General features: G+C 58.2%; 12 protein-coding genes. 5 read left to right on the forward strand and 7 right to left on the reverse strand.

The genetic code is table 11. The features are described from left to right. Positions 1-71 precede the first annotated feature (71 nt). On the forward strand, positions 72-1277 hold the full coding sequence (locus ACYZUC_RS03775) for an EAL domain-containing response regulator (RefSeq protein WP_461993677.1): 1206 nt from the start codon (positions 72-74) through the stop codon (positions 1275-1277). A gap of 49 nt (positions 1278-1326) precedes the next feature. Beyond that, positions 1327-1764 carry a hypothetical protein gene (locus ACYZUC_RS03780; protein ID WP_461993679.1) on the forward strand — a complete coding sequence of 146 codons (438 nt, stop codon included), beginning with the start codon at positions 1327-1329 and terminating at the stop codon, positions 1762-1764. Between the two features lie 240 nt (positions 1765-2004). Here ACYZUC_RS03780 and ACYZUC_RS03785 read toward each other — a convergent pair whose 3' ends face one another. Continuing rightward, positions 2005-2391, reverse strand: coding sequence for a VOC family protein (locus ACYZUC_RS03785; RefSeq protein WP_461993681.1), 387 nt, complete (start codon positions 2389-2391; stop codon positions 2005-2007). Positions 2392-2817: 426 nt separating this feature from the next. Here ACYZUC_RS03785 and ACYZUC_RS03790 point away from each other — a divergent pair, with 426 nt between their 5' ends. From ACYZUC_RS03790 to ACYZUC_RS03800, 3 genes are all read left to right on the forward strand, one after another. After that, positions 2818-3234 carry a hypothetical protein gene (locus ACYZUC_RS03790; RefSeq protein WP_461993683.1) on the forward strand — a complete coding sequence of 139 codons (417 nt, stop codon included), beginning with the start codon at positions 2818-2820 and terminating at the stop codon, positions 3232-3234. Next, entirely contained in the window at positions 3129-3620 is a 492-nt protein-coding gene (locus ACYZUC_RS03795; RefSeq protein WP_461993685.1) for a reverse transcriptase domain-containing protein, read from the forward strand. Before ACYZUC_RS03790 ends, ACYZUC_RS03795 begins: the two co-directional genes overlap by 106 nt. A 162-nt stretch (positions 3621-3782) precedes the next feature. Next, on the forward strand, positions 3783-4547 hold the full coding sequence (locus tag ACYZUC_RS03800; RefSeq protein ID WP_461996813.1) for a methyl-accepting chemotaxis protein: 765 nt from the start codon (positions 3783-3785) through the stop codon (positions 4545-4547). Positions 4548-4659: 112 nt separating this feature from the next. Here the strand turns inward: ACYZUC_RS03800 and ACYZUC_RS03805 are convergent, their stop codons facing one another. The 6 genes from ACYZUC_RS03805 to paaE form a co-directional block, all read right to left on the reverse strand. After that, positions 4660-4965, reverse strand: a complete 306-nt coding sequence (locus tag ACYZUC_RS03805) for a PhzF family phenazine biosynthesis protein (RefSeq protein ID WP_461993687.1) — start codon at positions 4963-4965, stop codon at positions 4660-4662. 186 nt (positions 4966-5151) lie between these two features. Further along, positions 5152-7206, reverse strand: a complete 2055-nt coding sequence (gene paaZ / locus ACYZUC_RS03810; protein WP_461993689.1) for a phenylacetic acid degradation bifunctional protein PaaZ — start codon at positions 7204-7206, stop codon at positions 5152-5154. Positions 7207-7264: 58 nt separating this feature from the next. Beyond that, positions 7265-8518, reverse strand: coding sequence for an OprD family porin (locus ACYZUC_RS03815; RefSeq protein WP_461993691.1), 1254 nt, complete (start codon positions 8516-8518; stop codon positions 7265-7267). A gap of 34 nt (positions 8519-8552) precedes the next feature. Then, positions 8553-10199 carry a cation acetate symporter gene (locus tag ACYZUC_RS03820; protein WP_461993693.1) on the reverse strand — a complete coding sequence of 549 codons (1647 nt, stop codon included), beginning with the start codon at positions 10197-10199 and terminating at the stop codon, positions 8553-8555. Then, a complete protein-coding gene (locus ACYZUC_RS03825; protein ID WP_033062037.1) occupies positions 10196-10504 on the reverse strand; it encodes a DUF485 domain-containing protein in 309 nt (102 codons plus the stop codon). Before ACYZUC_RS03825 ends, ACYZUC_RS03820 begins: the two co-directional genes overlap by 4 nt. A 173-nt stretch (positions 10505-10677) precedes the next feature. Next, positions 10678-11754 carry a 1,2-phenylacetyl-CoA epoxidase subunit PaaE gene (gene paaE / locus ACYZUC_RS03830; protein ID WP_461993696.1) on the reverse strand — a complete coding sequence of 359 codons (1077 nt, stop codon included), beginning with the start codon at positions 11752-11754 and terminating at the stop codon, positions 10678-10680. Between the last annotated feature and the right edge of the window lie 27 nt (positions 11755-11781).

An 11781-nucleotide genomic window follows, 5' to 3' on the forward strand; every position in this document is an offset into this window, starting at 1 on the left:
GAGCAGCCCTGAAAGGGCCGCAGATGAAAGGGAGAAGCAATGATTTGCTAATAGACTTTTTGGAGCCATTGATGCAAGCGTCAGCCTTACGTGTACTGGTCTTGGAGGATCATCTGTTTCAGCGTTCCATCGCGGTCAGCCTGTTGAAAAAGCTCGGCTGCGAGGCTGTGTTCGCTGCCGGTAGCGGCGCCCAGGCCCTCGATATACTGCACCAGGTCGGGCCAGTGGATGTCGCGCTGTGTGACCTGCACATGGAAGACATGGACGGCCTCGAGTTTTTGCAGCGTGCGGCCCAGGCCGGGCTGATACGTTCGGTGATTATCAATAGCGCGATTGCCGAGGATGTACGCCGTGCAGCTCGGCAGCTCATCCCTTTGCTGGGATTGGTGATGCTGGGTGATCTGGGCAAGCCACTTCACAGCGACGCGGTCCTTGGGTTCCTCAAAAAATACCTGAATGATCCGGGCAAACAGATCACGCCCGTACGTGTCGGCGCCACAGTGGACCCGGAGGAAGTACGTTCGGACATGACTCAGCGGCAGATGGAAATCTACTTTCAGCCCAAGATCAACTTGCTCACTGGCAAAGTGGTCGGCGTCGAGGCGCTGACACGCTGGAACCACCCGTTCAGGGGCGTAGTGTCTCCGGCCGTATTCATGCCCGCTATTGAGAGTTGTAACTTGTTGAATGAGCTGTTTTTTTCACAGTTTGAGCACGGGATGGCGTTGCAGCGGCAAGTATTGAAGCGTGGGAACCTCCTGAATATCGCCTTCAATCTACAACCGGTTCAACTCACCGATACGACTTTGGTGGCGCGGGTTAAAGCGATCCTGGCCCGTCACGGTTTAGCGGGGTCGGGGATCACTTTTGAGCTCACCGAAAACGGTTTGGTGGATGCCTCGCCAGTATGTCTGGAGAATCTGGTGCACCTGCGAATGATGGGATGTCGGTTGTCCATCGATGATTTTGGCGTGGGATATTCGTCTTTGCAGCGTCTGTGTCAACTGCCGTTCAACGAAATCAAACTGGATGGCGAGTTCGTTCGAGCACTCGATGATGAGCCGCGCTATCGCGTAGTGGTCAGTAGCACTCTGGCCTTGGGTGAGGCGTTGGGAATGACTGTCGTCGCCGAAGGAGTCGAGACGCCGGAGCAATGTCAGCAGTTGGTTGAACTGGGTTGTACCGAAGGGCAGGGCTACCTGTTTGCGCGTCCCATGACGCAGAAAAATCTCTTGGGCTGGCTGGAGGCAAGGGGCTACGCCGTGGAGCGACTCTAATGGTCAGAGTCGGCCATTGCGACCTCAGCACTCGTATCAAGGATGAGTTATGACAACACCTTCATTACGCATATTGGTTGTAGATGCTCAACATTCGCGGCGGTTGAGCATCGAAAAAATGTTCAATGTGTATGGGTATTATCGGATAGCGCCTTTGGAGTCCTTGAAGGAGTTTTTTATGATAATAGAGAACGCCATCGAGCCCTTTGATCTGGTTGTTCTTAATAGTGCGATGTATTGCGACGAGAGCCTCAATATTGAAAACTTCTGTCGACGTTCCCCGAGCATCCGCAATGTGCTGATATATGGCGAGCAGCCTGCGTCCTTTCCAATGATGGTGCTGGCCGGCGACTATAGTTTCAAGTTGCTCTGCAGACTATCAAGCGTGCCTGACCACAGGGCTATAAAAACCCTTATGGAGTTGGTCGATTCGCCCACGAGAGACTCAACTGTGATCTCTTTTTCAAAGGCAGCATCTGTCTTGTAAGAGATGTGTCAGTGAAAAAATAGTAGCTACTTAAGCTGTGTTCTCGTTGCCTTGAATAGAAACCCTTACACCCCGGTGTGGCCATTTCCGCCAGATACACCGAGTCGAGTGCTTTTCTATGCTGCTTAAGCCCCAGACCTGGAAGCATCCAGATGATGGCAAGGAGCTTTCCGAGCGGGATGAAGAGCGCCCGCTCAAGCCTTGATCATTGAACCCTGCCCGATGGGCGGGGTTTGAGTGTTAAATCGCGGTACACAACTCCACGAGTGTTCCATCCGGGCAGCGCACGTAAGACACCACCTGGCCCCAGGGCTTGGACGTCGGCGCCTTCAGTTCGGTCGCGCCTGCCGCCAGTGCTTTGGCATGGGCCGCCGACACCTCCTCAGTGACAAAGCCCAGCTCCATGCCCAGCGGTTGTTTCGAGGCATGAGCTTCTACATGCCCGCCCTTGAAATTCATTTCTCCCAGTTCATGGGCTGCGAAAGACAGGGTGGTACCGCCTGTGTCCAACTCGCCATACGTCCCTGATTCGTGCAGGAAACGACGACTGAAACCGAAGGCTCTTTCGAAAAACTCCAGTGAAGCGGATACGTCCGGGACGTAGACGATGGTGTAGGCGAATTTCATGGGGCAGCGATCCTTGCTTCAAGTGGACGCCCATTATAAGCGAAACACACACATTAACTCTGCATTCCAGCGGTGATCGAAATTTGCTCTGGTGGATTATCAACTTCAGAGTTTGTAAGTGTTTCCAGGCTCTCACCAAGTAGAGCCCAAGCCGTGGCCATTTCGGTAGCGTAGCTGTGTCGCTGATAGATTCGTTTCATTTTGTTATCTTCAGTGTGATTAAGGCAGCGCTCAGCTACCTCTGGCAACACCCCATATGCGCTAACCAAACCTCAAAAGATATAGTAGAGACTGACTCGCCACAGCTATTGGCTCTATTGCCGTCGGTATGGGAAGCCAAGGCCAAAGAGCTGGGGCCTTGCTGCTGACGGCAGCGTCGTTGCAGAGCCCGGCGCGATCACATCGGCACGGCGACTGCATTACACGATGGATATCAGCATATTGCGTTGCTGCGAAGTGCAAGTGACCTCGACCAAAACAGGCGAATCGCTGGCGCAATTTACGGTGCAACAAGGTGATGTGTTCATAGCGGATCGAGGTTTTGCCAATCGGCGCGGGGTCAATCATGTACTCGATGGCTGCGGCGACGTTCTGGTACGAATGAATCTGAGCAGCCTGCCGCTGAAGGATGAGCAAGGATCGCCCTTTGAGCAACTGAGGCAATTACGCACCCTGCAGCCAGGGCAAACGGGCGAATGGCCAGGCGTGATGCAAGGCTCAAACGGAAATGTTGCGGTTTGGATACCGAAACCCGCCAAGCAGGAGAAACGCCCATTGGGCATTCCTACGATGCTGTACCGGGCCATGCAAGCGCTCTACTGCGAGCAGTTGAGCCTGTTGTAGAGAGCAGGAGTGATCCAAGAAGTTACGGCTTCCGACCTGATTGCTCCACGGCCGACGCAATGGTCGAACTTTTCCATCTGCTGGCTCCTCAAGTAGCCCATGTCTGGATTCTGGAAGGGGACATCAAAGGTTTTTTCGATCACATCAGTCATGACTGGCTATACCGGAATATCCCGATGGATAGGACGGTACTGTGCAAGTGGCTGAAAGCCGGTGTTATTGACCGGGGACAATCCACTGCCACGAAGGCAGGCACTGGGAGCCATAAAGTACTGTCCCGCAGGAACATGGGCAAGGGGGGGCCTGCGGTGGGGGGGCGTGCACGAAGTAAGGGTAGGTACAGCCTCGGTGAACTGGTACATCGCTTTATCGATCGACAAAAATAAAGCCTACGCAGCACTGACGGATTTTCGTATCTCGGCTTTGTTGGCCGCGTTTATAGCGATAGTCGTCACGCTTTTACTGCTGGGCCTACTGATCAGTGTGTTTTGGCTACTGCCCAGGTCAATGAGGTGGCCGAGCGCGTGATGGCTTCTTCCAAGTCATCGATGGCGTTCTCTGACGAGCAGAACCAGCGCACCAATAGTATTGCTGCTGCGATCCATGAGCTGGGCGCCGCCTCGCAGGAAATTGCGCGTAATGCAGGAGGCGCATCAGCCCAGGCGACTGAAGCGCGTCGGCAGACCGAGAGCGGCCTAAAAGTGGTCGCGCAGACCATTGAAGCCATGAGCGGTTTGTCAGGAAAAATTCGAGCGTCGTGCGGCAACATTGAAAATTTGAATGACAAGACAGTCGATATCGGTCGGATACTTGAGGTCATACAGGGGATCTCCGAACAGACTAACCTGCTTGCGCTCAATGCAGCGATCGAGGCGGCGAGGGCGGGTGAGGCTGGTCGTGGATTCGCCGTTGTGGCTGATGAAGTACGCAGCCTTGCGTATCGTACCCAGACGTCCGCTCAAGAGACTCATACGATGATCGACGCGTTGCAGCGTGGAGCCGATGAGGCGGTGTCCATCATGAGCGAGAGTGAGCGCTATAGTAACGAGGGCGTGATCATTGCCAACCAGGCGGGAGACCGACAGGGCAGCGTCGTACAGCGCATCAGTGAGATAGACGGCATCAACCATTCGGTGGCAACGGCGACTGAAGAACAGACATCGGTGATTGAATCGTTGAATATCGACATCACCGAAATCAACTCGCTCAACCACCAAGGGGCCGATAATCTGCAGGCTACGTTGCGTGCCTGTGATGACCTGGAACGGCAAGCCAGCCAACTCAAGCAGTTGGTAGATAACTTCCGTATTTGATCAACTACAGAAGTTATCGGATATACAACGTCGTTGCGACTGAGCTGGGGGCTACCCACTCAATCAGGCAGATAAATCTCTGCTTTCATGAAGGTGGCGGCCTTACCTTTGATCAAAACCCTGTGCTCTTGTAGTTCACACTGCAAAATCCCCCTCTGGACGACGCCTGGAATGCCGACAGGTGAGTCTTCCCAAGTCGTTCGGCCCAGTAGGGCACCAACGTGGCATGGATTGAGCCGGTCACAGGGTCTTCGGGGATTCCGGCACCGGGGGCGAAGTAGCGCGAGATGAAGTCGTACGTGTCGCCGGCAGCCGTGATCACCACACCGACCTGCCCCAGTTGCGCAAGCGTGTTGACTTCCTTGGCCAGGATCACCTTGGTGGGGTGACAATCCCGGCATGAGTTTGCGGCAATCATGGAAGCGGACAGCCCTAACGCGAGGAACCCTGAGCGGAGTGACCGCCCTAAGTGAACATATGGATGATTCAAATTCCAGATAGATCTGCAACAATCCAGCGAGACCTGCCCACATTGTGTCGCCACGTTGAGGGCGCGGTTTGATGGTCTGGAACAAACTTAGGGCTTCTGCTCATGCGTCCAGAACTAATCCTCGCGTTTCACCACCAAGGTCAGGATGTCATAGCTGGCAACCAACTCGCCCAGTTGGTTCGTCACTTCTACGTCCCACGCCACCACTCCTTGAGCAATACCTTGGGGGCTTTTCTTGCCTTGATCGATCTTGCGTTTACAGGTCAGGCGAGCTTGGATGGTATCTCCAATGCCCACCGGGTTGATGAAACGCAGGGTATCCAGGCCGTAGTTGGCCAGTACCGGACCCGGTGCCGGTGAGACGAACAAACCGGCTGCCGCCGACAGCACGAAGTAACCGTGGGCGATGCGTTTGCCGAATTGCGATTCCTTGGCCGCGATCTCGTCGAAGTGCATGTAGAAATGATCGCCGGACAGGCAACCGAAGTTCACCAGATCGGCTTCGGTCACGGTGCGGCGGTGAGTCAGCAGCGACTCGCCAATCTGCAAATCCTGGAAGAACCGGCGGAATGGATGCACCTCGGTTTCGATGACTTTGGCGCCACGCACGTATTCACCGGTGACGGCGGCGAGCATGGTCGGCGAGCCTTGCACTGCGGCACGTTGCAGGTAGTGCTTCACCGCGCGCAGACCGCCGAGTTCCTCACCACCGCCGGCACGACCCGGACCACCGTGTTTGAGCTGTGGCAGCGGCGAGCCGTGGCCGGTGGATTCGGCGGCGGAATCGCGATCCAGCACCAGCAAGCGGCCGTGCCAGGCCGCGGCGACCGGGATGGCCTTGGCGGCGATCTGTGGGTCCTTGGTGATCAAACTGGCCACCAGGCTGCCTTTGCCGCGAGCGGCCAGCACCAGTGCTTCGTCCAGGTCGTTGTAGGCCATCAAGGTGCTGACCGGGCCGAACGCTTCGATATCGTGAGCGCCACCTTCGGCGTGCGGATCGCGGGCCAGCAGCAGGGTCGGCGCAAAGAACGCGCCCTGGCTGACATTTTCGCCGCGAGGCGCGAAACCGTCACTGGCACCGAACAGCTGATCGCTGCTCTGCAACAGACTTTCCAGACGCTCAGCGACGTCTTTCTGTTGATCGTGAGAGGCCAGCGCCCCCATGCGCACACCTTCCACCGACGGGTCGCCAACCACGACTTTCGCCAGGCGATCCCGCAGACGGCTGGCCACTGCGTCAATGTGTTTAGCCGGGACAATGGCGCGGCGGATGGCCGTGCATTTCTGACCGGCCTTGGTGATCATCTCGCGGGCGACTTCCTTGATGAACAGCTCGAACTCTTCGTCGTCCGGAGTGACGTCCGGGGCGAGGATTGCGCAGTTCAGCGAGTCGGCTTCGGCGTTGAATGGCACCGAGTTGCGGATCAGGTTCGGATTGACCCGCAGTTTGGCCGCAGTGTCGGCCGAACCGGTGAAGGTCACCACGTCCTGGCCTTGCAGGCGATCCAGCAGGTCACCGGTACTGCCGATGATCAGTTGCAGGCTGCCGGCCGGGAGCAGACCGGACTCGTCCATCAGGCGTACCACGGCTTCGGTCAGGTAGCTGGTGGCGCTGGCTGGTTTGACGATGCACGGCATGCCGGCGAGGAAGCTCGGAGCGAATTTTTCCAGCATGCCCCAGATCGGGAAGTTGAAGGCGTTGATGTGCACCGCCAGGCCGCCACGGGGCACCAGAATGTGCGTGCCGGCAAAACTGCCAAGCTTGCTCAGGGACATCGCCGGACCTTCGTGGACGATGTTGCCCGACGGCAGTTCGCGGGAGCCGAGGCTGGCATAGGTGAACAGCGTGCTGTTGCCGCCTTCGATATCGATCCAGCTGTCGGCACGGGTGGCGCCGCTGTGGTGGGAGATCGCGTAGAGCTGTTCCTTGCGTTCGCTCAGGTACAAGGCCAGGGCCTTGAGCCGCTGGGCCCGTTGCTGGAAGTCCAGCGCCATCAGTCCGCTGACGCCTTGGCGACGGCCGTGCTCGACGGCTTCGGCGAAGTCCGGGCGCTCTTCGTGAGTGCGCGCAATCTCGTGGCCATCGATGGCGCTGCGCAGCACCTGGGCACCGTGTTGGCCGATCCAGCGACCGGCGATGAAACTTTGCAGGGTAGGGGCGTGAGGCATCACGATTCCTCCAGGTTATGAAAAGTGTTGGCGCGACCGTGACCGCGCCATTCAGGGATTACCAAAGTGCCAGGGTGTAACCGACAATAAGCCGGTTCTCGTCGAGGTCGGTGGTCAAGCCATTGCCGGAACGGAAGGTCACGTTGCGCCAGCGCAGGCTGACGTCCTTGAACACGCCGCTCTGGATGACATAACTGATGTCGGTGTCGCGTTCCTGTTCGCGGCCGTTGTCGACGCTGCCAGCCTTGACGTGGCGACCGTCGGTGTAGCGGGTCATGAAGGTCAGGCCGGGGATGCCTTGCGCTGCAAAGTCATAGTCGTAACGCAGCTGCCAGGAGTCTTCGTCGGCACGGGTGTAGGTGTTGAAGGTCACCAGGTTGACCACGTACGGATCGCCGCCATTGAGGAACGGAAAGGCGCTGTCGCCGGACAATTGCTGGTACGTGGCACTGACCTTGTGGGCTCCGTGGGACACGGTGAACATGCTGTTGAAATTGCGGTTGTCGATACGCCCGGCGCGCTCGACGCCATCCCCTCGGCTATCGAAATAGCGCACGTCGCTGCGCAGGTTGAAACCGTTGCCCAGCGGCTGGGTATGCACCAGCCCGACGAACTGCTGACGATAAATCTGCTCGAGCTTGCCGTAGTAATAGCTCAGGTTCAGCTGCGGGCTGAAGGCGTAGCTGCCGCCGGCAAAGTCGAAATGATTGCTTTTGGCGGCGCCGTAGCCGATGTCATCGTTGCTGGAAGAGTCCCGCAGGTTGGCCTTGGTCAGGCGCCCGGCATTGACCGTCAGGCCATTGATTTCCTGGCTGGTCAGCAAGCCGCCCTCAAAGGTCGAGCCCAGTAGACGGGTGTCGTTGTAGGTCGCCACCGGCAGCAAGGGTTGCAGGGTGCCGAGCTTGAACACGCTTTTGGATACCCGCAGCTTGCCGGTCAACCCCAGTTGGCTGAACTCGTCAGCCGGCTCATGGCTGTTCTGGCCAAAGGGCAGCAGCCCGGTGCCACGGCGATCCTGGCTGGAGTCGAGTTTCAGCCCCAACTCCCCAAGCGCGTCGAGACCGAAGCCGAATGTGCCGTCGGTGAACCCGGACTCGACGCGCGCGGTGAAGCCCTGAGCCCATTCCTCGGCCTTGGATTGCGGGGCGTTGTCCTGACGGAAATCGCGATTGATGTAGTGGTTGCGCATTTCAATACGGGCCTTGCTGTCGTCGATGAAGTCGGCCATGGCGCAGGGTGCGACCATGGGCAGACTCAATGCGGCGGCTAACGAAAACAGTGATTCGTAAGGTGCGGTACGAGCGGGCTTCATTGTTTTTATTCCCTTGCATCGGATCGGTCGTTGTTTAGTGCTTGCTGGCGCCGGAGGCACCGATGCCGGTCATCGAACGGATGAACTGCGCCAGATAACGGCCACGCTCAAGGGCTGCACGGGGCGAGGTGTCGGTGACGGAAAATACCCAGGCGCTTAAAAAGGCCAGGCTCATGGAGAACAACGCCGGGTTGGAGTAGGGGAACAGCGCCTTGTCGTGATGCAGCACGTTGACCCACACCGCCGGGCTCAGCACCAGCAGGACAATCGCTGAGGTCAGCCCTGCCAGACTGCCGGTCACTGCACCGCGAGTGGTCAGGCCTTTCCAGTACATCGAGAGGAACAGCACCGGGAAATTCACCGAAGCGGCGATGGCCAGCACCAGACCAGAGAGGAAGGCAATGTTCTGCGATTCAAATAACAGGCCGAGGATGATCGCCAGGACACCGATGCACAGCGTGGCGATCCGCGACACACGAATTTCCTGCTGTTCGCTAGCCTGGCCCTTGCGCATCACACAGGCATACAAATCGTGGGACACCGCCGAGGCACCCGACAACGCCAACCCGGCAACCACCGCGAGAATGGTGGCGAAGGCGACCGCCGAGATGAACCCAAGGAACAGGTTGCCGCCCACGGCCTGGGCCAGGTGCACGGCGATCATGTTGCCGCCGCCGATGATTGCGCCGTTGGCATCACGGAATGCTGGATCGGTGCCTACCATCACGATCGCGCCGAAACCGACGATGATCAGCAACAAGTAGAAGTAGCCGATAAAACCGGTGGCGTAGAACACGCTTTTGCGCGCTTCCTTGGCATCGCTGACGGTGAAGAAACGCATCAGGATATGCGGCAGGCCGGCGGTGCCGAACATCATGCCCAGCCCCAGGGAAATCGCGTCGATCGGGTTCGACAGCAAACCGCCGGGCGCCATGATCGCGTTGCCCTTGGCATGCACGGCAGTGGCCCCGGCGAACATCGCTTCGGTGCTGAAACCGAAATGCTTGAGCACCATGAACGCCATGAACGTGGTGCCGAACAGCAGCATCACCGCCTTGATAATTTGCACCCACGTGGTGGCGAGCATGCCGCCGAAGGTCACGTAGAACACCATCAACACGCCGACCAGCATGACCGCGTAGAGGTAGTCGATGCCGAACAGCAACTCGATCAGTTTGCCGGCGCCGACCATCTGCGCCACCAGGTACATCAACGCGACGGTCAGGGTGCCAAAGGCCGAGGTCAGGCGCACCGGGGTTTGTTCCAGGCGATAGGAGACCACGTCGGCAAAGGTGTATTTGCCGAGGTTGCGCAGGCGTTCGGCGATCAGGAACAGAATGATCGGCCAGCCAGCCAACACGCCCAGCGCGTAGAGCAAGCCGTCGTAGCCATTGAGAAACATCATCGCCGAGATGCCCAGAAAGGACGCCGCGGAGATCATGTCGCCGGCAATCGCCAGGCCGTTCTGGAAACCGGTCATGCCACCGCCAGCGGTGTAGAAATCGCTGGCGGAGCGGGTACGCAGCGCGGCCCAGCGCGTAACGCCGAGGGTGAACATCACGAACACCAGGAACATGCCGATGGCGTTCCAGTTGAGTGGGCGGGACGCGCCGTCGGCCGCTGCCGCAAAGTCAGCGACGAACGCCAGAGGCAGCAGGAATAACGCCAGGAACTGGCTCATCGGGCGCACTCCTGTTTCAGCTTTTCGTTGAGCGGATCGATCACGTTGTTGGCGCGATAGACGTAGAAACCGGTCAGTGCGAACGCCAGTACCACGATCACCACACCCACCAACATGCCCACGGTGGTCACCCCGCCACTGAGGGATTGGCCGAGGGTGGCGGGGGAGAAAGCTACCAGTAAGACGAAGCCGAAATAGATCACCAGCATGATCAGCGACAGCGACCAATACAGGTTCTGTTTGCGTCGTACCAACTGGATGAAATCGGGGTTCTGGCGGATGAGTTCTACGTCTGTCGGGGTCATGGCGCGCTCTCTGTGTTGTTGTTTTTGTTGTGGGGTGAAGCGTGTATCGGGTTACGGTGGAGATCCCGTGGGAGCGAGCCTGCTCGAGAAGAGGCCATCAGATTCAACGTTGATGTCGCCTGTTACTCAGTCTTCGCGAGCAGGCTCGCTCCCACAGGGGGCGGTGTGGATCTTTAGAGTTGGTCGAAATCCAGAATGACCTTGTCGCTCACCGGAAACGCCTGGCACGACAGCACATATCCGGCGGCCACTTCGTAATCTTCCAGGGCATGGTTGCTGTCCATTTCCACTTCGCCTTCGATGACCTTGCATTTGCAGGTCGAGCACACGCCGACCTTGCACGAGTAAGGCAGTTCGGCGCCCTGGGCGTTGCCGGCGTCGAGGATGCTCTGGCTGTTGCGTGGCAGGTCGAAGGCGAGGGCGCGGCCGTCGCTGATGACGGTGATCTGGCTGACGGCGGCATCCACCTGGCGAGCAGCCTCCCGCGCTTCGCGTTTTTGCTGGCTGCCGGCGGCGGCAAACAGTTCGAAGTGAATGCGCTCGGGCGCCATGCCATTGGCTTTCAGGCTGTCGCGCACGGTTTCGGTCATTTCCTGCGGGCCGCAGATGAACACTGCATCGAGGGCTTTGACGTCGAGCCAGCGGGTGAGCAGTTGCTCGCATTTCTCGGCGTTGATCCGCCCGTTGTACAGGTCGACATCCTGCTGTTCGCGGCTGAAGACGAAGATCAGGTTCAGGCGCTGCAGGTAACGGTTTTTCAGGTCTTCGAGTTGTTCACGAAACAGCGCGCCAGAACTTGAACGGTTGCCATAAATCAGCGTAACGCGGCTGTGGGGCTCGGTTTCCAGGGTGGTCTTGATGATCGACAGAATCGGCGTAATGCCGCTACCGGCGGCGACCGCCAGGTAATTGCCATGGCGAACCGGGTCGAGTTCGACATGAAAGTGCCCGGCCGGCGGCATCACTTCAAGGCTGTGTCCGGCCTTCAATTGCTCGTTGGCAAACGCGGAAAAGCGCCCGCCCGCCACACGCTTGATGGCGACGCGCAGTTCACCGTCGTTGACCCCGGTGCAGATCGAGTAGGAACGACGGACTTCTTCACCGTCCAGCTGGGTGCGCATGACCAGGTGTTGGCCCTGGGTGAAATGGAAGCTGTCTTGCAGATGTTGCGGAATCTCGAAGGCAATGGACACCGCGTCACGGGTCTCGTTGCGCACGTCCTTGATGGTCAGGCTGTGAAATTTACTCATTTTTATTCTCCAGCTGGGACGGCCGAA

The sequence above is a fragment of the Pseudomonas sp. GT1P32 genome, assembly GCF_054897805.1.

Excerpts from the sequence above, each read along its gene's own strand:
- ACYZUC_RS03820 (WP_461993693.1), bottom strand. The coding sequence starts at position 10,199 with ATGAGCCAGTTCCTGGCGTTATTCCTGCTGCCTCTGGCGTTCGTCGCT.
- paaZ (WP_461993689.1), bottom strand. The coding sequence starts at position 7,206 with ATGCCTCACGCCCCTACCCTGCAAAGTTTCATCGCCGGTCGCTGGATC.
- ACYZUC_RS03780 (WP_461993679.1), top strand. The coding sequence starts at position 1,327 with ATGACAACACCTTCATTACGCATATTGGTTGTAGATGCTCAACATTCG.
- paaE (WP_461993696.1), bottom strand. The coding sequence starts at position 11,754 with ATGAGTAAATTTCACAGCCTGACCATCAAGGACGTGCGCAACGAGACC.
- ACYZUC_RS03815 (WP_461993691.1), bottom strand. The coding sequence starts at position 8,518 with ATGAAGCCCGCTCGTACCGCACCTTACGAATCACTGTTTTCGTTAGCC.
- ACYZUC_RS03800 (WP_461996813.1), top strand. The coding sequence starts at position 3,783 with ATGGCGTTCTCTGACGAGCAGAACCAGCGCACCAATAGTATTGCTGCT.
- ACYZUC_RS03790 (WP_461993683.1), top strand. The coding sequence starts at position 2,818 with ATGGATATCAGCATATTGCGTTGCTGCGAAGTGCAAGTGACCTCGACC.
- ACYZUC_RS03775 (WP_461993677.1), top strand. The coding sequence starts at position 72 with ATGCAAGCGTCAGCCTTACGTGTACTGGTCTTGGAGGATCATCTGTTT.
- ACYZUC_RS03805 (WP_461993687.1), bottom strand. The coding sequence starts at position 4,965 with ATGATTGCCGCAAACTCATGCCGGGATTGTCACCCCACCAAGGTGATC.
- ACYZUC_RS03785 (WP_461993681.1), bottom strand. The coding sequence starts at position 2,391 with ATGAAATTCGCCTACACCATCGTCTACGTCCCGGACGTATCCGCTTCA.
- ACYZUC_RS03825 (WP_033062037.1), bottom strand. The coding sequence starts at position 10,504 with ATGACCCCGACAGACGTAGAACTCATCCGCCAGAACCCCGATTTCATC.